This is a genomic window from Synechococcus sp. Cruz-7E5, assembly GCF_024345995.1.
Taxonomy (GTDB): Bacteria; Cyanobacteriota; Cyanobacteriia; order PCC-6307; family Cyanobiaceae; genus Regnicoccus_A.
Map to the genome: position 1 here is coordinate 142,130 of NZ_JAGQCE010000006.1, position 21,178 is coordinate 163,307.

Annotated in this window: 24 protein-coding genes; 13 read left to right on the top strand and 11 right to left on the bottom strand. The window is 67.1% G+C overall.

Translation table 11 applies throughout. From position 1 onward, the window contains the following. Positions 1 to 16 precede the first annotated feature (16 nt). From KBY77_RS09180 to KBY77_RS09190, 3 genes are read left to right on the top strand one after another with little or no spacing between them, the layout of a single operon-like run. On the top strand, positions 17 to 832 hold the full coding sequence (locus tag KBY77_RS09180) for a glycosyltransferase (RefSeq protein ID WP_255103452.1): 816 nt from the start codon (positions 17 to 19) through the stop codon (positions 830 to 832). Then, a complete protein-coding gene (locus KBY77_RS09185; protein ID WP_255103454.1) occupies positions 829 to 2,172 on the top strand; it encodes a hypothetical protein in 1,344 nt (447 codons plus the stop codon). Before KBY77_RS09180 ends, KBY77_RS09185 begins: the two co-directional genes overlap by 4 nt. Beyond that, positions 2,169 to 3,017: a DUF547 domain-containing protein gene (locus KBY77_RS09190; protein WP_255103456.1), complete on the top strand. Its 849-nt coding sequence runs from the start codon at positions 2,169 to 2,171 to the stop codon at positions 3,015 to 3,017. Before KBY77_RS09185 ends, KBY77_RS09190 begins: the two co-directional genes overlap by 4 nt. 12 nt (positions 3,018 to 3,029) lie before the next feature. Here KBY77_RS09190 and KBY77_RS09195 read toward each other — a convergent pair whose 3' ends face one another. The 6 genes from KBY77_RS09195 to KBY77_RS09220 form a co-directional block, all read right to left on the bottom strand. Continuing rightward, the gene (locus KBY77_RS09195; protein ID WP_255103458.1) at positions 3,030 to 4,097 is read right to left on the bottom strand and encodes a methyltransferase domain-containing protein; all 1,068 of its coding nucleotides are present in this window, start codon (positions 4,095 to 4,097) and stop codon (positions 3,030 to 3,032) included. 87 nt (positions 4,098 to 4,184) lie between these two features. After that, the gene (locus KBY77_RS09200; protein WP_255103468.1) at positions 4,185 to 6,404 is read right to left on the bottom strand and encodes an FAD-dependent oxidoreductase; all 2,220 of its coding nucleotides are present in this window, start codon (positions 6,402 to 6,404) and stop codon (positions 4,185 to 4,187) included. Continuing rightward, positions 6,401 to 7,405, bottom strand: a complete 1,005-nt coding sequence (gene arsS, locus KBY77_RS09205) for an arsenosugar biosynthesis radical SAM (seleno)protein ArsS (RefSeq protein ID WP_255103471.1) — start codon at positions 7,403 to 7,405, stop codon at positions 6,401 to 6,403. Before arsS ends, KBY77_RS09200 begins: the two co-directional genes overlap by 4 nt. A 15-nt stretch (positions 7,406 to 7,420) precedes the next feature. After that, the gene (locus KBY77_RS09210) at positions 7,421 to 8,143 is read right to left on the bottom strand and encodes an anti-sigma factor domain-containing protein (protein ID WP_255103474.1); all 723 of its coding nucleotides are present in this window, start codon (positions 8,141 to 8,143) and stop codon (positions 7,421 to 7,423) included. Further along, on the bottom strand, positions 8,140 to 8,736 hold the full coding sequence (locus KBY77_RS09215; RefSeq protein WP_255103476.1) for a sigma-70 family RNA polymerase sigma factor: 597 nt from the start codon (positions 8,734 to 8,736) through the stop codon (positions 8,140 to 8,142). The genes KBY77_RS09210 and KBY77_RS09215 overlap by 4 nt, the downstream gene beginning before the upstream one ends. Further along, entirely contained in the window at positions 8,703 to 9,671 is a 969-nt protein-coding gene (locus tag KBY77_RS09220) for a DMT family transporter (protein WP_255103479.1), read from the bottom strand. The genes KBY77_RS09215 and KBY77_RS09220 overlap by 34 nt, the downstream gene beginning before the upstream one ends. Positions 9,672 to 9,805: 134 nt before the next feature. Between KBY77_RS09220 and KBY77_RS09225 the strand changes: the two genes are divergently transcribed. The 3 genes from KBY77_RS09225 to glp are packed head-to-tail and all read left to right on the top strand — an operon-like array spanning position 9,806 to position 12,117. After that, positions 9,806 to 10,282, top strand: coding sequence for a DM13 domain-containing protein (locus tag KBY77_RS09225; protein ID WP_255103481.1), 477 nt, complete (start codon positions 9,806 to 9,808; stop codon positions 10,280 to 10,282). A 52-nt stretch (positions 10,283 to 10,334) separates the two neighbouring features. Then, positions 10,335 to 10,838: a cyclic pyranopterin monophosphate synthase MoaC gene (moaC, locus tag KBY77_RS09230; protein ID WP_255103483.1), complete on the top strand. Its 504-nt coding sequence runs from the start codon at positions 10,335 to 10,337 to the stop codon at positions 10,836 to 10,838. Positions 10,839 to 10,851: 13 nt separating this feature from the next. Continuing rightward, entirely contained in the window at positions 10,852 to 12,117 is a 1,266-nt protein-coding gene (glp, locus tag KBY77_RS09235) for a gephyrin-like molybdotransferase Glp (RefSeq protein WP_255103485.1), read from the top strand. A gap of 42 nt (positions 12,118 to 12,159) precedes the next feature. Here glp and KBY77_RS09240 read toward each other — a convergent pair whose 3' ends face one another. From KBY77_RS09240 to KBY77_RS09260, 5 genes are all read right to left on the bottom strand, one after another. After that, positions 12,160 to 12,633, bottom strand: a complete 474-nt coding sequence (locus KBY77_RS09240; RefSeq protein ID WP_255103487.1) for a molybdenum cofactor biosynthesis protein MoaE — start codon at positions 12,631 to 12,633, stop codon at positions 12,160 to 12,162. 4 nt (positions 12,634 to 12,637) lie between these two features. After that, positions 12,638 to 12,889, bottom strand: a complete 252-nt coding sequence (locus KBY77_RS09245) for a MoaD/ThiS family protein (RefSeq protein WP_255103489.1) — start codon at positions 12,887 to 12,889, stop codon at positions 12,638 to 12,640. Next, complete coding sequence (locus KBY77_RS09250; protein ID WP_255103491.1) at positions 12,886 to 13,869, bottom strand: class I SAM-dependent methyltransferase; 984 nt, start codon at positions 13,867 to 13,869, stop codon at positions 12,886 to 12,888. Before KBY77_RS09250 ends, KBY77_RS09245 begins: the two co-directional genes overlap by 4 nt. 50 nt (positions 13,870 to 13,919) lie before the next feature. Then, the gene (gene cutA, locus KBY77_RS09255; protein WP_255103493.1) at positions 13,920 to 14,252 is read right to left on the bottom strand and encodes a divalent-cation tolerance protein CutA; all 333 of its coding nucleotides are present in this window, start codon (positions 14,250 to 14,252) and stop codon (positions 13,920 to 13,922) included. Between the two features lie 127 nt (positions 14,253 to 14,379). Next, positions 14,380 to 15,513 carry an acyltransferase family protein gene (locus tag KBY77_RS09260; protein ID WP_255103495.1) on the bottom strand — a complete coding sequence of 378 codons (1,134 nt, stop codon included), beginning with the start codon at positions 15,511 to 15,513 and terminating at the stop codon, positions 14,380 to 14,382. 153 nt (positions 15,514 to 15,666) lie between these two features. Between KBY77_RS09260 and KBY77_RS09265 the strand changes: the two genes are divergently transcribed. The 7 genes from KBY77_RS09265 to KBY77_RS09295 all read left to right on the top strand — a co-directional run bounded on the left by KBY77_RS09265 (position 15,667) and on the right by KBY77_RS09295 (position 20,812). Beyond that, the gene (locus tag KBY77_RS09265; RefSeq protein ID WP_255103497.1) at positions 15,667 to 17,082 is read left to right on the top strand and encodes a YbaY family lipoprotein; all 1,416 of its coding nucleotides are present in this window, start codon (positions 15,667 to 15,669) and stop codon (positions 17,080 to 17,082) included. Positions 17,083 to 17,637: 555 nt separating this feature from the next. After that, positions 17,638 to 18,276 (top strand): DUF4393 domain-containing protein, encoded by a 639-nt coding sequence (locus tag KBY77_RS09270; protein WP_255103499.1) that lies wholly within the window; start codon positions 17,638 to 17,640, stop codon positions 18,274 to 18,276. Positions 18,277 to 18,687: 411 nt separating this feature from the next. Then, positions 18,688 to 18,945 carry a ribbon-helix-helix protein, CopG family gene (locus tag KBY77_RS09275; RefSeq protein ID WP_255103501.1) on the top strand — a complete coding sequence of 86 codons (258 nt, stop codon included), beginning with the start codon at positions 18,688 to 18,690 and terminating at the stop codon, positions 18,943 to 18,945. Positions 18,946 to 18,947: 2 nt separating this feature from the next. Beyond that, positions 18,948 to 19,355, top strand: a complete 408-nt coding sequence (locus KBY77_RS09280) for a type II toxin-antitoxin system VapC family toxin (RefSeq protein ID WP_255103504.1) — start codon at positions 18,948 to 18,950, stop codon at positions 19,353 to 19,355. A gap of 125 nt (positions 19,356 to 19,480) precedes the next feature. Then, positions 19,481 to 19,690: an LLM class flavin-dependent oxidoreductase gene (locus tag KBY77_RS09285; RefSeq protein ID WP_255103507.1), complete on the top strand. Its 210-nt coding sequence runs from the start codon at positions 19,481 to 19,483 to the stop codon at positions 19,688 to 19,690. A gap of 3 nt (positions 19,691 to 19,693) precedes the next feature. Continuing rightward, on the top strand, positions 19,694 to 19,972 hold the full coding sequence (locus KBY77_RS09290; RefSeq protein ID WP_255103510.1) for an ester cyclase: 279 nt from the start codon (positions 19,694 to 19,696) through the stop codon (positions 19,970 to 19,972). A 54-nt stretch (positions 19,973 to 20,026) separates the two neighbouring features. Then, a complete protein-coding gene (locus KBY77_RS09295; protein ID WP_255103513.1) occupies positions 20,027 to 20,812 on the top strand; it encodes a methyltransferase domain-containing protein in 786 nt (261 codons plus the stop codon). The last annotated feature ends 366 nt before the right edge of the window (positions 20,813 to 21,178 follow it).

The window sequence follows — 21,178 nt, forward strand, 5'->3', positions numbered from 1 at the left end:
GCGACGACCCGCAACAATGCCGTTACCTTCCCATGGTCGGCCGCCCAATCCGATCTCCCCGCCGGCCGGTATACCCGGGGTGGACTGCCTGAGCCGACCCATCCGCCACCCGTCGCCCCGGCCAGCCGCCGCCTTCCTGCAGGTGCTGATTCCCGTGCGTAACGAGGCCAGCACGATCGCGGCGGTGATCCAGGAGCTGCGCGGCCAGGGTCTGGAGCGCATCCGGGTGGTGGATAATGGCAGTGTCGACGGCACGGCGGCGGTGGCCGGTGCCGCCGGTGCCGAGGTGGTGGTCGAGCAGCGGCCGGGCTATGGCCGGGCCTGCTGGCGGGGCCTGGTCGGACTGCCGCCCGCTGTGGAGTGGATCCTCTTCTGCGATGGCGATGGCAGCGATGATCTGGCGTCCCTGCCGCGGCTGCTGGCGGCGGCGGCCGAGGCCGATCTGGTGTTGGGCAATCGCCTGGCCGGCGCCGAGGGCCGGCGGGCGATGTCTCCACTGCAGTGCTTCGGCAACCGTCTGGCCACCCGCCTGATCCAGCTGGGCTGGGGTCACCGCTACAGGGATCTCGGCCCGATGCGCCTGATTCGCCGCCCCTGCCTTGAGGCGCTCTGTCTGCGCGACCGGGGCTTCGGCTGGACGCTTGAAATGCAGGTTCGGGCGGTGGAGCAGGGCTGCCGCATCCGCGAAGTGCCGGTGGGCTACCGGCCGCGCCAGGGGGGGCACTCGAAGATCTCTGGCTCGCTGCTGGGCAGCCTGCGGGCGGGGGAGGTGATCCTGCGCACCCTCGGGGGTCTGTACCTGGCACGGATCCTTCGTGGGCTCCGCCGATGAAGGATCCGGCCGGCCAGCGGATGCTCCGGTGGCTGTGTGCCCTGCTGCTGGTGGGCGGGGCCGCCTGGATGGCACCCCATGGCCAGCTCAGCGATTGGAACGTGCTGCAGGCGTTCTGGGGAGCGGCGGCGGTGATGGGCCTGGGTTTCGCTCTCTCCTGGTGGATCGTGGCGCTGCCGGTCGTCTGGTTCTGGGGCGTGGCGATTGCCTCCCGGCTGCTGCTGCTGGCCATGGAGCCCGGCGATGACGTCTGGCGTTACCTCTGGGAAGGCACGATCCAGCAGCACGGCTTCAATCCTTACGAACTGCCGCCCGACGCCAGCGCCCTGCAGGCCCTGCGACCCGCCTGGTGGGGCCAGATCAACCATCCGGGGGTGACGGCGATCTACCCGCCACTGACCCAGCTCGGCTTTCGCCTGCTCACACTGGTCCCCGCCAAGGTGCTGCTGTTCAAGCTGGCATTCCTGGCCAGCGATCTGGGGATCTGCGCCCTGCTGAGCCGGCGCTTCGGTGCGGTGGCAGCGTTGCTTTGGGCCTGGAACCCGCTGGTGATCTACAGCTTCAGCGGCGGTGCTCACTACGACAGCTGGTTTCTGCTGCCGTTGGTGGGGGCCTGGTTCCTGCTCGATCCAGCCACTGGTCCTGATTCAGGGCCTGCGCCATCCACGACGCAGGGACCAGGGACCGCCGGCCGCTGGGCCTGGGCGTCCCTGTTGATCGGAGTGAGCGTGGCGATCAAGTGGGTCTCGCTGCTATTGCTGGCCTACCCCTGCTGGCGGGCGCTGCGCAGTGGCCGGACCCTGTTGGCGTTGGGGCTGGTCCTGCTGGGGCTGATGCCCCTGGGCCTGGGGTCGCTGGCCTTCTGCGAGTCGCTCGGCTGCCCGCTGATCCCCACGGGTTCGGCCTTCGTGGCCCATGCCCGCAGCTCAGAATTCGTGCCCCATCTGCTGGCGCGGATCTGGCCGGCCACCACCAGCAGCAATGCCATCCACCTCTTGCCGCTGGCCGTGGTGGTGGCCCTGTTGCTGTGGCGCTGCCGCCGCTTCGGCGGGTTTGCGCAGGCCTACTGGTTCGCCCTGCTCATGCTTTCGCCGATCGTTCATCTCTGGTACTTCAGCTGGATCGTGCCCTTTGCCGTGCCGACGGCGAACTGGGGCGTGCGGCTGGTGAGCCTGAGCGGCTTCATCTACTTCGTGCTGTTGCACCGCCACCCCCACTGGAACCTGCTGGAGATCGAGCGCGGCTTGATCTGGGTGCCGTTCGTGGTGGGTTTCGCCATCACTCAGCTGAGGCCGTCCAGGTGCCAGCGCCCAGATCTCTCCATCCCGTCCGTGCCATGACCAGCCTGAGACTGTTCCTGATGGCCGGAGTGACCACCGTCCTGGTGGGTTGCTCGCTGCCACCCTTCGCCACGCCCGGCTCCCCAGGGTCATCCGGAGCGGCAATGTCCTCAGCGGCGATCGCTCTGCCCGACGCACTGGATGCCTACGGCCGGGTGCTGCAGCGGCATGTCAACGCCCAGGGCCTGGTGGATTACGAAGCTCTGCAGCGCGAGCCGGCCGATCTGGAGCGCACCGTGGCCGCGATCGGAGCAGTGGCCCCGCAGGAGTACCGCTCCTGGAGTGAAGCGGAGCAGATCGCTTTCCTGCTCAATGCCTACAACGCCATCACCCTGGCATCGATCATCCAGGAGACGCCGCTCAAGCCCAGCATCAGGGACATCTGGGGTGTCTGGAACCTGCGCCGCCATCCGGTGGCGGGCCAGCCGCGCACGCTCGATGCGATCGAACATCAGATTCTGCGCAAGGAGTTCAATGAACCCCGCATCCATACGGCCCTGGTGTGTGCGGCGATCAGCTGCCCGCCCCTGCGGCAGGAGCCCTATGTCGCTGCCCGCCTGGAGCAGCAACTGGATGATCAGACGCGCCGCTGGCTGGCGGGTCCCCATGGCCTGCGGATCGATCGCGCCGGGGAGCGGGTGCAGATCTCACAGATCTTCCGCTGGTTCGGTGAGGATTGGAGTCGTGCCAACCCCACGCCGGTACCGATACCCGGCCATGTCAAGGACAGTGCGGTGCTGGCCTTCATCGGTTCTTACCTCAGCCCGGAAGACCGGCGCTATCTGGAGCGGGGCCGCTATTCCCTGGACACCCTTCCTTACGACTGGGCCCTCAACCGCCGTTGAGGGCGGCAGCCCTCAACAGCAGGAGCCGGAGCCTGCCGTGGCTGGTGCGGCCATTGCCGGCGTTGTCGTGGCCGGTGTGAAGGGCATCACGCTGCCGCAGCCAGGAAACAGGCCGAAGTGGGCGCTGGAGTCGGTGCCGATGAAGCTGAAGTGGGGCGCCAGCCGGCTCTGGTGCAGCATCTTGAAGCTGTTGCCGCAGACAGGAAACACCCGGCCCGTTTCGAAGCTGTGGTGGGTGTCGAGGTCGAGGCGGTGCGGGTGGCCGGGGATTGTGCCCTGGTAGATCACGGCCTGGCCGTGATCCTCGCAGGCATCCTCGAGGCTGTCGATGTTGAACAGCCGGTAGGTGGCGGAGAAGAAGCGCAGCTCGCCGGTGCGCACGGCCAGCTCCGGATCGTTGATTTCCAGGGGACGGTCGCTCAACAGGCGCGGATCGGCGAAGCCAGCCTGGCGGGCCAGGCGCAGGAAGTCGTTCCAGTAGAGGGCGCCACTGAGGCATTCGCCGTAGAGCACTGGATCGGCCTGCAGGGACTGGGGCACGCGCCGGTCGGCATAGACATCGGCGAAGTGGAACTCACCGCCCGGCTTGAGCAGCCGCCTTACGCCGCGCAGCACCGCCAGCTTGTCGGTGGAGAGGTTCACCACGCAGTTGGAGATCACCACATCGAAGCTGGCGGGCTCCAGGTCGAGCTGCTCCAGCTGCTCGATGTAGCCCTCCAGAAAACGGACGTTGTCGTAGCCGAAGGCCTCGGCGTGAAAGGCGCGGTGGTACTCCGCCACCGCCAGCTGCTCCGCCGTCATGTCGACCCCAACGACGCTGCCGCCCGGTCCCACCAGCTGGGCGAGCAGATAGGCGTCGCGGCCGCTGCCGCAGCCCAGATCCAGCACCCGCGCCCGCTCCAGCAACGGCGGGCAGACCAGGCCGCAGCCGTAGTAGCGGGAGAGCACCTCGGGATGGAGGCGGCCCAGCAGGGGCCGGAGGGCGGCGGGCACGGCGCTGGCATCGCAGCAGGCGTTGGTGCGCAGATCGGCGCTGCTGGAAAGGGTGCTGCCGTAATAGGTCTGCACGGCTTCGCGCACGCCTGGACTTGGTGGGGAAGCAGTCATCACGGAATGGAATGAAGAGGGGTGGGGGTGGCGATGGAAGCCAGATTGGTGCAGTTCGGGTCAATGGCCCCGGCGCCAGGTGTGGAAGCGTTGCAGCAGCGCCAGCGTGCGCTGGGGGGCGTGGGCCCGTTTCCAGGCGCCGGCTGCGTACTTGTTGGCTTCCGAGAGGGTGGGGTAGGCGTGGATGGTTGAGAGGATCTTGCCGAGGCCCAGTCCCCACTTCATCGCCAGCACGAACTCGGCCAGCATCTCGCCGGCTTGCTCGCCCACGATCGTGACCCCAAGGATTCTGTCGCTGCCGGGCGGGGTGAGCACCTTGACGAAGCCCGTTTCGGCGCTCTCCACGATCGCCCGATCGAGTTCATGCAGCGGAAAGCGGGTCACCTCCACCGCCACCCTCTGGCGGGCAGCCTCGCTTTCGCTCAGCCCCACACCGGCCACTTCCGGATCGGTGAAGGTGGTGCGCGGAATCACGCGCCCGTCGACACGGAAGCGACGTAAGGGCCCGAACAGGGCGTTGACGGCGGCGTACCAGGCCTGGTGGGCGGCGGTGTGGGTGAACTGCCACGGGCCGGCCACATCACCGGCTGCATAGATGTTGGGGAAGAGCGTCTGCAGGGAGGCGTTGGTGTCGATGGTGCGGCCTGTGGGGATGCCCAGCTCTTTGAGGCCATAGCCCGTCAGCCGAGCCCGCCGGCCGATGGCGCAGAGCACTTCATCAAAGAGCAGTTCGCTGGCCTCGGGCATCACAGTGCCGTCGCAGGTGAACAGCACCGCGGTGCCGGCTGGCCGTCGCTCGAAGCCCCGCACCGTGCAACTGGTGAGCACCCGCACCCCATCGGTCTCCAGGGCCTGCCGCACCAGCTCCGCCGCATCGGGGTCTTCGCGGCGGAGCAGCTGCGGGCCCCGCTGCAGCAGGGTGACCCGTGCGCCCAGCCGGGCCAGAGCCTGGGAGAGTTCGCAACCGATCGGACCGCCGCCCAGCACCACGATCCGTGGTGAGGCCAGTGGGCCATCCCGCAGGGCCTGCCAGACCGTTTCGCTGGTGAGCAGGCGGACCGCATCGGCCCCCGGAAGATCGGGCAGCACCGGGCTGGCGCCGGTGGCCAGCACGACCGCCCGTGTGGTGAGCTGTTGCTCCTGGCCGTCGGCGCCTGTGATGGCCACGGTCCAGGGGTCGATCAGGCGGCCGTGGCCGCGCAGCACCTCCACCCCCAGCCCCTCGTAGCGCTCGACGCTGTCGTGGGGGGCCACTGCCGCCACCTTGGCGAACACCCGCTCCAGCACCAGCGGCAGCGACACACTGGGCTCATGGGGCTCAAGGCCGTAGCGATCAGCCAGGCGCATGCGCGCCGCCGCTCGGGCCGTGGCGATCAGGGCCTTGCTGGGCACGCAGCCGGTGTTGAGGCAGTCGCCACCCATGCGCTCGGCCTCGATCAGGGTCACCTTGGCCTTCACGGCGGCGGCGATGTAAGAGGTGACCAGGCCCGCCGCCCCGGCGCCGATCACGATCAGGTTGCGATCGAAGCGAGCCGGCTTGCTCCAGGGGCGGTAGAGCCGCCAGAGCTTCCACCGCTCCAGGGCCAGCCGCGCGATCCAGGGGAAGGCCCCCAGCAGGGCCAGCGACAGCAGCAGCGGCGGCGTGAGGATGCCCTCGAGGCTGCGCAGCTGGGCCAGCTGCGTGCCGGCGTTCACATACACGAGGGTGCCGGGCAGCATGCCGATCTGGCTGGTGACGTAAAAGGAGAGTGTGCGGATCGGGGTGAGCCCCATCACCACGTTCACCAGAAAGAAGGGGAACACGGGCACCAGCCGCAGGCTGAGCAGGTAGAGCACCCCGTCGCGGCGCAGGCCCTCCTCGATTGGGGCCAGCCTGGCCCCAAAGCGTTTCAGCATCGGCTCGCGCAGCAGGGTTCGGGCCAGCAGGAAGGCGATGGTGGCCCCGGTGCTGGAGGCGAATGAAACCAGCAGGGTGCCGAGCCCCAGCCCGAACACCGCGCCTCCGGCCAGGGTCATCACCGCCGCGCCGGGCAGGGAGAGCCCGGCGACCAGCACATAGGCCAGGCCGTAGAGGGCCGCGGCGCTGAACGGCGCCCGCTGGCGCCAGGCCAGCAGGCTGGTGTGGGCGTCGCGCAGGGCGTCGAGGCTGAGGTGCCGGGGCAGATCCAGCAGGAAGAACAGCGCCACCAGTGCGGCCACCGCCAGCAGCAGCAGCCAGCGACTGGAGGTTGGGCTGGAGGTTGGGCTGGAGGGGACGTCTCGCTCGGATTTTGCCGTCATGCGGCCAGTGCCCCGCCGCAGCTGGAGCCGCTGCCGGCGGTGCAACCAAAGCAGTGGTCGGCCACCTGGATCGGATCGCCGCTGGGGTCGCGCCGCAGCAGATCCCGCAGGTGGGAACGTTCACCTGGCTCAGCCCCAGCTGCAGCGGCCGGATCGCCAGCGATCGCCAGCCCCAGCTGCTGGTTGAAATCGCAGTCGTAGAGGAAGCCCTGCCAGTCGACGCTGACCAGCTGGCGGCACATAACCTGCTCCAGGTTTGCGTCGCGGTGGCTGCGGCGCAGCAACTCCCGGTAGTCCTCCAGCTCCCCCTGGGCGCTCAGCACCGCTGCGAAGCGCTGGACCGGCATGTTGGCCAGGGCATAGAGCCTGTTGAACACCACGCCGTGGTCGGCCGCCAGCACCTGCCGGTAGTCGGCCTCCAGCGGCCCCTGCGCCGGGGGCAGCACCGCCCCCTGGGGGTTGTACACCAGGTTCAGCTCCAGACCCGAGCCCGGCTGTCCGTAGCCGAGCGCGTTCAGCTGACGCAGGCCGTCGATGCTGCGCTGGAACACCCCGGAGCCTCGCTGACGCTCCACGTTGTCCTGCAGGTAGCAGGGCAGCGAGGCCACCACCGTGACCCCCTCGGCGGCAAGAAAGGCGGCCAGATCCTCCTGGCCCGGCTCCTGCAGGATCGTCAGGTTGCAACGGTCGATCACCTCCAGCCCCAGGGCGCGGACCCGTCGCACCAGTTGCCGGAACTCGGGGTGAAGCTCCGGCGCGCCGCCGGTGAGATCGAGGCAGCGCAGCTTCCTGGCGGCCAGCACCTCGGGGATCAGGGCCAGGGTGGCGGCCTCCATGCTTTCGGTGCGGGTCGGGCCGGCATTCACGTGGCAGTGCACGCAGGCCTGGTTGCAGCGGTAGGTGAGGTTCACCTGCAGGGTTTCCAGGCGGCCTCGCCGCAGCGGCGGGAAGGGTGCCGGAGCCGTGGCGGGCCTGGGCAGGGTGGGGGGTTGGGGTGGCATGGCTGGGGTGTTGGTTCAGATCGTGCCGCCAAGCACCTGGCGGCCCTCCGGCTTGGCGCCGAGGCCGCCGAGCGGTTCGATGCTGACGGCCACGCTGCTGGCCTGGCTGGTGGGAGAGGTGGGGATCGGCATCGCCACATGCCCCTTGTCATCGGGCACGAAGGGCACGCAGCCCACCAGCCGGCCATTCACGGTGGCCCAGAGCCGGTAGGTGTGAGCCGGCGGTGGGGGCGGCAGACCCTCCACCATCAGCATGTTGTGGGTGGGGTTTCCGGTGACGATCACCTCGCCGCTGGCGGCCCCCTCCTCCGCCATCGCTCGCAGCGGCAGCCGCCGGCTGGTGGTGCTGAACGGAGTGCCGCTGGCCAGTTGCCGCTGCAGCTGGGCGATTTGCGCCTGGGTGCGGTGCAGCTGCACTCCCATCACCAGCAGACCGAGGCCAAGGGCGGCGGTGGCGATCAGGCCGGGAAGGCGCGGGGCGGCGGGGCCGGCCAGCAGCCGTTGACGCAGCGAGGCCGGCGGGACGGTGTTGGCGGGAAGGGCCAGGGGCAGCAGCTCCAGGGTGGTGCTGAATTCATCGAGCCGCTGGCGCAGGGCGGGCTGCTGGCGCAGGAGCTCGGCCAGTTGGGCGCGCTCCAGCTCGTCGAGGTCGCCGAGGGCGTGGCCGGCCAGCAGGGCATCCACATCGAACGCCTGGCCGGAGTCGTCGCGGAAGCTGGGGTGGTGGTCGCTGCTCATGGCTGGGAGTGGAAATCGATCAGCAACGTGCGCAGGCGGATCAGGCCCTGCCGGGCGCGGGTCTTGACGGTGCCGAGGGGCAATTGCAGGCGCTCGGCGATCGCCGACTGGCTCAGTCCTTCGTAATAGGCCATCTCCAGCACCTGCCGCTGGTTGGCGGGGATCGTGGCCAGGGCGGATTGCACCCGCCCGGCCAGGTCGTCGGCTTCGGCGCATTCCTGGGGGTTGCGCACCGCGGCCGGGAACAGCTGGGACGACCAGCGTTGCACCAGTTGCCAGCGGTTCTGGCGTTGCTGGATGCGGTTGAACGCCATCGAGCGGGTCATCATCAGCAGGTAGGCCAGCACCGGGCCCCGCTTCGGGTCATAGCGGCACTGCTGCCAGTAGCGCACGAACACGTCGTGGCAGAGGTCTTCGGCTTCCTGCGGCGAGCGGCAGAGGTGCAGCGCCAGCCGGTAGACCGGGGCGCCGCAGCTGTCGTAGAGGGCCGCCAGATGCTGAGGCTGCCCACTGCCTGCTGGCAGAGGAGGCGTGGCGGCGGCCCCCGGTTCGAAGCGGCTCACGGGCACGGCGCTGGCGGATCGGAACGGCATGGTGGATGTACCGGCGATGTGCCGAGTCGGATTGGGCTGGACCAGCGGCTCCAGCTGGCGCCCGTCATCAACAGCAGCAGGCCACCGCCGCCGGCCCAGCCGATCGGTTCCCCCAGCAGCAGAGCGGCGCTGACGGCGGCCACCGGGATCGAGAGCGAGCCCCACAACGACACGGTGGCCACATCGAAGTGCCGGTAGGCCTGCCGCAGGCTCAGTTCACTGCCCAGCGACAGGCACAGGGCGTAGATGAGGATCACCCCCACCACCCACCACAGCTGCAGCAGCTGGAAGTGCTGCGGGCCGAACAGCACCAAGGCCAGCAGGCCGAACACCAGGGCCATGGCGCTGGAGGGCACGCCGACAGTCACCGCCAGAGGTAAGCCGCGGCTGGCGATCCGGCGGCCGCTCACGGCGGAGCCGCTGTAGGCCGCGACCCCCAGCAGTGCCCAGCCCACCCCCGCCAACTGATCCATGGAGGTGCTCACCGGGGTCATCCCCAGCTGGGCGAGCAGCAGGCCGGCGACGATCAGCGTCAGGCTGACCCAGAAGCCGTTGGGCAGGCGTTCGCGCAGCAGCGTCCACGCCAGCAGGGCCGAGGCGGGCAGCACCAGGGCGAACAGGAGTGTCTGGCTGATCACCGAGAGCGACTGCAGCGCCATGTAGTAGGCGATCGGGGCGATGAACAGCCCCAGTACCGCATCGAGGCCGAGCAGGCGCCGGTCGGTCGGCCTCAGCCGGGACAGATCACGCCCCAGCGTGGTGCGCCCGGGCAGCAGCGCCGCCAGCCCCACCACCAGCTCGGCGACGAAGAACACGTTGCAGAAGCTGATCGGGTTCTCGCCGTTAACCAGATGGTTGGCGCCGTGGTTCTGCAGGCCCTTGAGCACGGTGGCGTCAAGCCCCCGCAGCAGCACATAGAGCGCCAGGGGAACCATCCAGCCTCGATCGGCAGGCCCAGCCTCCAATCCGTTCGCACCTGTCATCGGTACCTGTGCCGTAGGGCGGCCCCACGGCCAGTGGTCCCCATGATCCACACCCTCACAGCCAACCCCTGACTCCGTTACTAGACATGTCGTTCCTTCCCTTCTCCGTCACCCGCGGTGTTGCTGTGCTGGGCCTCAGCGCCGCCACCATGCTGGCGGCCCAGGCTGCCGAGATGAAGCAGCACCAGGGCAGCTTCATCAAAGCCGAAGCGCCGGTAAGCGGCAGTTTCGTGATCAAGCAGGAGGGTGGCAAACGGCTGCTCATGCTCAGCCGTGATTTCAAAACCAGCGACAGCGCTCCCGACCTGAAGCTGGCCTTCAGCCCCTCGGCCACTCCGCTGGCGATGAGCAAGCCGCCCAAATTCGCTCTCAAGCCCGGCAGCTACACAGTGCTTGCGCCGCTGAAATCCAGCAAGGGTGGCCAGAGCTACGTGATCCCCGCCTCGATTGATCTGGCTCAGCAGAAGTCGGTGCTGATCTGGTGCGAGAAGTTCAACGCCACCATGGCCTGGGCGCCGCTGGGAGGCTCAGCCATGCCAAAGGACGGGATGATGAAGAAGTGAGCTTCGGCCCCCTCCCCAGCCGTCGGCTCCAGACGGCGCCATGATCGCCGGCATGGATTCAGCCCCGGGCCGGCTCAGCCACCTCAACGCCAGCGGTGAGGTGCACATGGTGGAGGTGGGTGATCGTCCCGCCACCGATCGCCGCGCCGTGGCCGAGGGCTTCCTGACGATGGAGGCTTCGGTGCTGGCGCTGGTGCTCGCAGGCCGGGCCCCCAAGGGGGATGTGCTGGCGGTGGCGCGGGTGGCTGCGATCCAGGCGGCCAAGCGCACCTGGGAGCTGATTCCCCTCTGCCACCCGATCGGTCTCACCGGCCTGGAGGTACTGATCGAGCCCAGCGCCGATGGCCGCGGCCTGCGCCTCGAAGCGTCCGCCCGCACCACCGGCCCCACTGGGGTGGAGATGGAGGCACTCACCGCTGCAACTGTGGGTCTGCTCACCCTTTACGACATGGTGAAATCCGCCGATCCGGCCATGACCATCGGCCCGGTGCGGCTGCTGGAGAAGACGGGGGGACGCCACGGCGCCTGGCACCATCCCGCCGCCGTACCCTCCTGAGCCGTGAGCACCGATGAGCACCAGCGCTGCATCGCCTGAGCCCTACCCCCGCGAGGGTCTGCCCCTGGAGGAGGCCCGCCGACAGGTGCTGGCCGCCTTAACGCCCCTGGCCGGCAGCGAGCGGCTGCCGCTGCAGCAGGCCCTGGGCCGGGTGAGTGCCGAGCCGGTGCTGGCCGCGGAGGCGGTTCCCGGCTTCCGCGCCTCGATCATGGATGGCTATGCCCTGGCGGCCATGAGTGTCCCGCGGGTGGGACACTCATGGCCTTTGGTGGGTCGCTCGGCCCCTGGGGCCCCTTACCCCCGGGCCCTGGCGGAGGGCGAAGCCATCCGCATCCTCACCGGTGCTCCCCTGCCGCAAGGGGCCACCCGGGTGCTGCCCCAGGAGCTGGTGGCCGCCGATGGCGAGCGGCTGAGCCTGATGCGCGAGGCGGGGGCCAACCCCTGGATCCGCGCCGCCGATGAGGAGGCCGCCGCCGGCCAGGAGCTGCTGGGCGCTGGAGTGCGTCTCGGCCCCGCCGATCTGGGCCGTCTGGCCAGTTGTGGCGTGGCGGAGCTGGTGGTGCGGCGGAGCCCCCGTGTGGGGCTGCTGATCACGGGCGATGAACTGGTGCCTGCGGGCAGCGCCCGCGGGCCGGGGCAGATCTGGGAGAGCAACGGCACGCTGCTGGTGGCGCTGCTTGAGCGGCTGGGGCTGGCGGTGGCCGAGCGACTGGTGGTGGCCGATCAGCCCGCCGCCCTGCGCGCCGCCCTGCTGGAGCTGGCGGCCGGCTGCGATCTGGTGGTGAGCACCGGCGGGGTGTCGGCAGGTGACAGTGACTGGATCCGGACGCTGCTGGCGGAGCTGGGATCGGTGGCGTTCTGGAAGCTGTTCCTCAAGCCCGGTCGGCCGTTCGCCTTCGGGCGGCTGGGGGATGGGGGCGCTGGCACGCCATTTTTTGGCCTGCCGGGTAATCCGGTGGCGGCCGCGATCACCGCCCTGCAGCTGCTGCTGCCGGCGCTGCAGCTGCTGGAGGGAGCGCCGGTGCAGCCGCTGCCGCGCCTGAAGGTGCGCCTGGCCGCTGATCTGAAGCGAGGCTCAGGCCGCCCCGAGCTGGCCCGCGCCCGTCTGCAGGTGGGGCCCGATGGCGAGCTGCTGGCACTGGTGGGGGGAAGCCAGGCCTCCTCCCGCATCGGTTCGCTGCAGGGTGCCGACCTGCTGCTGGAGATTCCGGCGGAACTGGGAGCGCTGGCGGCCGGCACGGAGCTCTGGGCCCAGCTGCTGCGCCTGCCCATCTTCTGAAGGCTGTCGCTGCGTTGAACACGCTCCTGCATGCCGCTGCGCTCAGAACGCCGTGTTGCCCTCCACCCAGGTGCCCACACCGCCGCACCACTCCCGCTTCCAGAAGGGGGCCTCGTGTTTGAGGGCCTCGAGCAGCTCCTGGCCGCCCCGCTGGGCCGGCCCGCGCCGGTCGGCGGCCACGGCCACCAGCACGATCGCCTCCCCTGGCAGCACCCGGCCCACCCTGTGATCCACCCGCACCGCCAGCAGGCCATGGCGGTGGCTGATGGCGGTGGCGATCCGCTCGATCTGGGTTTCGGTCATGCCGGGGTAGTGCTCCAGCTCCAGGGCTTCGAGCGCTGCGCCATGGGCGGTGCGGCCGCGCACCCGACCGATGAAGTGGGCTTCTGCGGCAGGCGCTTCGGCGCCGCCGGCCGTGAGATTCCGCTGCCAGTCCGCCAGGGCCGAGAGCGGGTCGAAGCAGGCGGGATGGAGCCTGAGCTGCAGCGGGCGTTCCTCTGCCGATGGGTGTGCCATCGGCTCAGCCCCCACTGATCGGCGGCAGGAAGGCCACCTCATCGCCGCTCTGGAGGGGCTGATCGAGTGCGGAGAACGCCTGGTTCACCGCCACCCGCACCTGGGGCGGGATGGCCGCGCCCAGCCCCAGCTGCGGCCAGAGGCTCGCCGGTGTGGGCGACGGAGAGTCCGGCGTGATCGCCAGGCTTAGCTCCCCCCAGCCCGCCTGCTCCCGCAGCGAGGCGAACAGGCGCACCGTGATCGATGCGGTGCTCACGGCCGCGTGGCCACCAGCACCCGGTGCCGGTGGTCGGAGGCCACCCGGCGGATGGCCGTGAACCCCGCCTCGGCCAGGGCGGCGGGCAGATCCAGACGGAAATAGTCCTCGAGGTAGGGCTCGGTGGCCTTGAGCAGGGTGGCCAGGGCCGGTGGCATGGCGCGGATCACCTCCGCCTCCGGGTCTTGGTCCACCAGGGCCAGCACGCCCTGGGGCCGCAGCAACCGCGCCGCTTCTCTCAGCACCGCCCGGGTGGCATCGCCCGGCAGTTCGTGGCAGAGGAACTGGGCCGTGATCAGATCGAAGCTTGCCGCCGGCAGGCCCGTGGCTTCAGCGGCGCCGTGGTGCCAGGCCTTGATGCGGCCGCTGGTGTCGCGCACCCGCGCCACCGCCAGCATCTGGGGGGAGAGATCGAGGCCGCTCACGTGCACATCGCTGTGGCCGTGCTGCTCGAGCCAGTCTGTGAGCGCCAGGGTGCCAACCCCCACGGAGCAGCCGATGTCGAGCACGTCGCGAACCGGGCCGCTGAGGCTGGGTTCAATCGCGGCGTAGATGCCGTCGCGCATGCGCTGCTGGGCGGCCTCGGGGGTGAGTTGCTTCTCCTCCTTCCACACCCGCAGCGCCACCGAATCGGTGGCCTGCTCGGTTTCGCAGGCGGCCTGCCAGCAGAGGTTGCCCTCCTCGTAGGCGTGAAAACGGGCGCGGTAGTAGGGGGGGATGACGGTGGCCGGGTTGGTGGACGCCACCAGCAGGGGCTCCGCCAGCTGGCGCAACTGCTCGCGCCGCCGCCTCCAGGGGATGCCCCGGGTTTCGGCGGTGCGGATCATCATGCGCCGGGCCTGCAGGAACAGCAGCTGACGCACGGGCTCCACCGCCAGCACCGCGGCGATCAGCCGCCCCAGGGGCGTGCGCGCATCCACCCAGGGAGGGGGCGGCGGCGAGCCGATCACCGGGCCGGTGGGGATGGCGCTGGTGTTCATCGGGACGCTGGGATCGGCGGCGTGGCTGCCATCCTGACGCCCCTGGCGGATCAGCTGGGGAGCGTTTGCTCGATCACCCAGCGCCGGTAGGCGGGATCGGGATCCTGCAGGGGTGTGGCCATGATCGCGGGGATCTCGTAGGGGTGGACCTCACGAAGCCGCTCCATCAGCGCCTGCCGGTGTTGCTGGGTGGTCTTGAAGGTGATCCGGATCTCCGGCTCCTCCACCAGCTCCCCCTTCCAGACGTAGATGCTCTCGATCGGCTCCAGCTGGGCGCAGGCCGCCAGGCCCGCATGCACCATCTGCCTGGCCAACCGTCTGGCGTCGTCGCGGTTCGCCACCGTGGTGAGCACGGCCAGCAGCGACGACTCGGGGGTGGTCATGGCGGATCGGCTGGCTGTCGCCTGGAACGGATGAAGTTCACCATCTGGCAGAGATGGGTGAGGGTGTCAACCGCCCGGCGGAAGCCGATGGCTGAAGGGCTGCTGAAACCCCGCCAGGCGCAGCCGATCAGATCACCCGTCCGACCGGGGTGTGCCGCAGCAGGATCGTGAGCAGCCAGCTCCCGCTCAGGGCCACACCGAAGCTGACCAGGAACTTGAGTGCGGCGGGCAGCGGCGCGCCCAGCAGGGCGAACTGGCTCCAGGTGACCAGTGGGTAATGCAGCAGGAAGATGCCGTAGGAGTTCTGCCTCAGGCTCTCGGCCAGCCGGCTGGGGGCGCCGAGATGGCGGCGGGCGAAGCCCAGAGCCGCCAGGATCGTGAACGTGGCGCAGGCGGCACTGCTGAACGCAAGGGCCAGGCGCAGGCTGAAGGGTGGTTGAGCGGCCAGGCCGGCCGGTTGGGCCTGGAGCAGCACGGTGAGCAGATAGGCGAGGGCGCCCACTACCGCCCAATGGCGCCAGGGCCGCAGCAGGGTCATCGAGAGCGCTTCTTCCAGGTTGCCCGCCCCCAGCGCCACGCCCAGCAGGAACCAGGCGGCGTAGAGCAGCAGGCGCGAGGTCTGGGCCGACATCGGACCCACCAGGGTGAACCAGTGGTTGGCACCCACGACCAGTGCCATCGCGCCGCTGGCGATCCAGCTGGTGGCCAGGCAGACCGCCAGCAGCCGTGCGGATGAGCGCGGCTGCCAGCTCCAGCGGCGCAGGCTGGCGGGGGCCAGGGCATAGGCCAGGACGACCCCCAGGCTGAAGGCCAGCAGCAGCCACAGGAACCAGGCGGGCCCCGGTGACCAGCCATCAATGCCGTAGTAGCGCTGCAAGAAGGGCAACCCGGCCTTCTGACCGCCCATCAGCCAGGAGGGATAGAACGCCAGGGGGCTCAGCAGCCCGGCGGCCACCAGGAAGGGCAGTCCCAGCCGCTGAGCGCGCTCCAGCAGGAAGCGCCGGATGCCCTTGCGCCGGAGCGCCGGCAGCACGAACAGCCCTGACAGCAGGAACAGCAGAGCCATGAAGTACAGGTCGTTCCAGCTCACCAGTACATCCAGGGGCCACCAGCGTTGGGGGTCCACCACCGGGGCGGTGGACTTCATGTAGTGCTTCGGGTCGTGGTGGGCGTGGCGGATGTAGGCCAGGGCGGCATGGTGGGCCACCACCAGCACGATCACGGCACTGCGCAGATCGTCGATCGGCCGGATCCGGCCCAATTCCTCGCTCCGATGGGCTTGGCGCAGAGGAACATTCTGAAGGGGGGCTCAGCCGGCCTGTACCGTCCACCCCAAAACCACGCTCCGTCGATCGTGCCGATCTCGATTTCGCTTCGTCTGTGGGGCTGGCCTGTCGCTGTGGTGAGCAGCTTGATGGCCAGCAGCATGGTGATGACGGCCCCCGCGATGGCTGGCACGGTCAGTGGCACTGCCACCTTCCGCGAGCGGATCGCCCTGCCGCCCGATGCGGTGTTCGAGGTGGTGATCGAGGATGTCGCGCGTGCCGATGCTCCCGCCACGGTGATCGGCCGCCAGCGGATCGAGTCAGCCGGCCAGCCCCCGTTCCGTTTCTCGATTCCGTATAAGGACAGCGACGTGACACCCCGCGGCCGCTATACGGTGCGGGCCACAGTGCGGCACCAGGGGCGGCTGCTGTTCACCACCGACACGATCACGCCGGTGCTCGATGGCAGGAACCAACCGGTGGAGCTGCTGCTGAAGAAGGTGGGCAGTGGCCCAGCGGCCCAGCAGACCTCCCCCCCGGCTCCCTTCGGTGCGCTGCCGGCCAGCTGGCAAGGGGACATCCCCGGTGCGGGCGGCGCAATCCGCTGGCATGTGGATCTGGCCGCCGATGGCACCTACCAGCTGCGGCAGACCTTTCTGAACCGGCCCCAACCGAATGCATTCGATGACATCGGCCGCTGGCGCCTGGAGCCCGGCACCGGGCGGCTGGTGCTGCGGGGCGGCCGCGAGGCGCCCGTCTTTCTGCAGCCGCTCGATGCTGGTGCTGCGCTGCGCAAGCTCGACCTGGATGGTGCGCCGATCAGCTCCGCCCAGAACGATCGGCTGAAGCGGCTGCCCCAGGCAGCGCCGATCGACCCACGCCTGCAGCTCACAGGGATGTTCACCTACATGGCCGATGCGGCCAGCATCCGGCTCTGCGCCACCGGCCAGCGGCTGCCGGTGGCGATGGAAGGCGACTTCCTGGCCCTGCAGCGCGCCTATCTCCAGGCCCGTTCCGCCGACAAGCCCGGCCAGCCGCTGCTGGTGGGGCTGCAGGGGCTGATCACCCAGCGGCCGTCGATGGAGGAGGGGCAGCCGCCACGCCGCACCCTGGTGGTGGAAAAATTCGGGACGATCACGCCCGCTCAGGGTTGCCCCAAGCCCGCCATGGATCAGAAGAGGTCGGGTCGCGGTCAACCCCGCCGGCAGCTTGTTGCTCCGTTGCGTGGGACCACCTGGCGGCTGCTGGCCCTCGCTGGGGAGACTGTCGTCCCCCAGCAGCCCCCCGGCCGGGCGATCCAGCTGCAACTGTCTGCCGAGAACCTGCGCCTGGCCGGTAGCGGTGGCTGCAACCGCTTGATGGGCGGGTTCAGCCTCGAGGGCGAAACGATCCGGTTCTCCCAGCTGGCCAGCACCCGGATGGCCTGCGGCCCGGAAGTGATGGCCATCGAGCGGCGCTACACCGAAGCCCTGGCTCTGGTGCGCCGCTGGAGCATCGACAAGCGCAGCCTGATGCTCCAGGACGCCAGCGGCAAGACCCTGCTGCTGTTCCAGGCGGGCGAGTAGCCAGATCCGGGCTGTGGATTCAACCTTTGGTTCGATCTTGGCCAGCTGCCACAGCTTCCGTCACTCTCTGAGCCATTACCTTCTGAAGCGAGTGAAGGGGAGTGACACGATCCAGGAGTTGTTGAAGCACAACGACATGAGGACCTCGTTGATGACCGGTGTTGATGACCCGTTTGTGTTGAATCGTGGTCCCTGTGGTGCGTGGAGACCAGTCGACCTTTTGTAACTGTTTGAACATCTGGTTATTGGACCCGCCCATCTTCCCCGCTGCCAGGAGCCGATCTCTGCAAAAGCCATATGCTGGAAGAAGTTTCAGGAAAAAGCGCATGGGTTTGATGGCTTCTTATACGGCTGCAGATCTCCATCAATGGTGGATACCGGCCCCATCGAAATACTGTTATATCTATGGGGGTACAGGCGTAGATGAGTATTTCGACTTCCTGATGGGGTATTTTAGGTGAGCCTCTTCTTCACTGGCTCCTGTGTTCGGTTTTCCGTCCCTTTCGCGCCACAATTCGAACGCGATACTCTCAGCACAAAAGTCTTCTGCTTGAAATGACCAACGACTCCAAGGTGGAAGGGGCCATTAATGCTGTCTCTGGCCTGATAGACAAGGTCCCTATCTATGAAGATGCTATTCAGCTGTTGGCACAAGAAGCCGGAAGGGCGTTGGCAACTGTTGGCAAAACAGTTAACGCAGCTTTAATGCCCCTTCGCGGACTTGTATGGGGCATGGAACAGATTGAAGCCTATGTTCAGGCTAAAGTTAGCAAGAAGCTAGAGAATGTGCCCCCTGAAGACATCGGGACTCCAGATCCTGCCGTTGCTGGTCCTGCAATCGAGTCGTTGAGATTCACTGGCCACAAGGAAGAGCTTGCAGAGCTATATGCAAATCTGCTTGCAACATCCATGGATAAGAAAACAGCTAAGACCGCCCACCCTGGCTTTGTCGAGATTATTAGAAGCATGAGCGGTGACGAGGCAAAGATCTTGTCATTCCTGGCGATTGCCAAAGCGGCCCCGGTTGTGGATATCCGCCAGGATCTTGGGGGATCGAAAGGTGGGGTAACACTTCACTCATATGTAACAACAATAGGCCACGACTCGGGCTGTGATCATCGCGAACTAACTGGAGCCTATCTTAGAAATCTTGAAAGACTTGGACTCATAGACATTCCAAGGGGTAACCCTTAACAGCTGAAAATGCGTACGACCGCATCCTTAGCGATCCGGCTGTCAAGGCTATAGAAGAGGCTCTGGGTCAAGTTGATGGGCAAAGAGCTGATTTCGAGAAGTATTACGTGGCCATTTCTGAGCTGGGATCTTTATTCAACGAAGCTTGTGTCAAAAGCAGGGACAAGATATAACAAGCCCCTCGAGTGGACAGGCCACCAGCGGTTAACTGCTCACGATTAAACTTGATGCCTGCCACTCAGGGGCAGCGTTCGAAGGATCGGTAAGAGCGAGCAGAAATTTCCCGTGGAGGAGGCCGCTGCTGTTGGCATAAGTAGACCCTGCAGCCAATTCCGGGCAAAGCCCGCCAACGATGGCCATAATACCGTTTGGCGGCTGGTAGGATGATGGGCTAGTGGCGGGGTGTTTGCCATGGCGGTGATCTCACTCAAGTTGAGCGAAGCCCTTGATGCGCAGCTCACAGAGCAGGCTCATCGTCGTCGGCTGAGCAAGTCTGAGTTGGTTCGACGAGCATTGACGGCGTTTCTCCAGTCCTCAGAGCAGGGTGTGGAAGGCTCAGCACCACAATCCGCAGCTGATCTGTTGGCCGATTTGGTTGGTTGTTGTGAAGATGGACCAGTAGATCTGTCATCCAATCCTGCTTACATGTCTGACTTCGGTACAAACTGATTATGGCGGTGCTACTGGATACAGGCCCTTGGGTTGCCCTGTTGAGTCGCAACGACACCCACCATAGATGGGCTGTTGAACAGTTTCGGTGTTTTCAGCCTCCAATGCTAAGCTGTGAGGCTGTCGTTGCGGAGACTTGCTTCCTGCTGAAGCGCTCCGGTTTTGATCCTTCCTTGGCGTTGCAGTTCATTGAGCGAGGGGTCGTTCAATTGCCTTTCGTGCTCCAGGAGCAGATCGGCTCTGTTAGTTCACTCTTCAAGCGGTATGAGAATGTTCCTGCGTCTCTAGCTGATACTGCTTTGATTCGGCTGGCGGAGATGAACGACTCGCCATTGCTTCTCACTACCGATAGCGACTTCCATATCTACCGCCGCCATGGAAGGCAAACGATTCCTTTGGTCAGCCCGTGATCGCTATGGATCCTGCAGCAGATGCGAAGGTCTGCGGACGTTGCCTATGGAAAAGCAACACTTCGAACACACCCCTCGAGTGGACAGGCCAAGACCAGCTCTTTGCTGAGACACCGCAGGGCTCCATGCCTGCCATTCAGGGACAGCGTTGGGCGTCTAAACTCGCTATTCAACAATTCAACCGGAGGGAAGGGATCATGCAATCCAACAGCAGCGTTGTCCTCCAGTTTATTGAGAAGGTTCTGAACCGAGGAGAAGTCGATGCTGCCGGGGAGTTCTTCTGGGAAGACATGGTCGAGCAAGTTCCGCTTCCTGGTCAAGGGCCGGGTGTGTAAGGGTTGAAGGATGCATTGCGTGGCTTGCTGGAGGCGTTTCCTGACATGCATTGGACGGTCCATGAACAGATAGCTGAGGGCGACAAGGTGGTGTCACGCTTTGAGTGGACAGGTACGCATCGTGGGTTATTTCTAGGCGTGCCAGCCACGGATCAAACTGTGACGGTCTGGGGCATGGTGATCGACCGCTTGGATGGCGGAAAAATTAAGGACACGCGCATCATCATGGACACACTTGGACTGATGATGCAGTTGGGCGTGGTTCCGCCGCCACAGGGATGACTCCGACTCCGCCCAACTCAGAAGTAAGGCGTCGATGATGCTGCTCCCGTTCCCATGAATGACACCGCCCCAGACCCACTGCCCGTCGGGTTCCGCGATGTCGATGCGACCGCTCCCGACAAGATCATCCGCTGTCTCGACTGTCTCCAGTCGATGGCCGCTGGGCGGGCGTACAAGGCGCGCGCGCTCGACCTTCTGGGGCTCGAACCGGGAGCCTCCGCCCTCGACGTGGCCTGCGGACTCGGCGACGATGTGGTGCGGATGAAGGCGCGAGGCGTACGGGCCGTGGGCGTCGACCGCAGTCGGACGCTCATCGCTGCGGCGCAGTCGCGGCATGCTGGGAGCGGCTGCGAGTTCAACGTGGCCGACGCCGCGGTGCTCCCGTTCGCGGACGGCAGCTTCGGCGCGGTGCGGATCGACCGCTCCCTCCAGCACATCGCCGACCCGGGCCGGATCGTTCTGGAGATGGCCCGCGTCGCCCGCCGGGGCGCGGTGGTGCTCTGCGCCGAGCCGGACTGGGGCACGTTCCTGCTCGGCGGACGCCACACCGCGGTGACCGAACGGATCCAGCACGACTGGATTCGCTCGTTCCAGAATCCGTGGATCGGCCGCGAGCTGTCGAGCCTCATGGCCGCCGCCGGGGTGGGCGACATCCGCCAGGAAGGATTGTGGCTGCCCACCCACGGGTTCGCCGAGTCGGATCTGCTGTTCGAAATCGACGCCACCGCCAGGGATCTCGCAGCCGAACTCCCCGAGTCCCTCCCCTGGCTCGAGGCCTACCGCCGGGGTGAGGCCTATGCGGGCGTTCTGATGCTGATCTGCTGGGGCCGCAAGCACTGACCGGATATGCAGGACACCCCCATTCACTTCTGCCGACGATGCTGACGCTGGCAAGAGCCGAGCGCCCCCGGCAACCCAATACCCAGCCCCATGGTTGTTCGGGTGCAGGGGATGCACAGAACGTGGGGCTCCTTTTCATCGGTGGGAAATGTGACCCGTGCCACGGACTTAAGGGAACCTCGAAATATTGCGATTATCGAAGCAGCCTTGAGAACACACAGTCTCGTCCTCTGCACGTGCAGATTTGCCAGATAACTGACATCCATAACTTCAAGGCGGGGCGATTATCCAGCTAACTGATGATCAGGCGGCCAGCGATAGCCTTGATGAGCAGTGCAGGTAACGCAGGAAGTTGTATGTCAGATT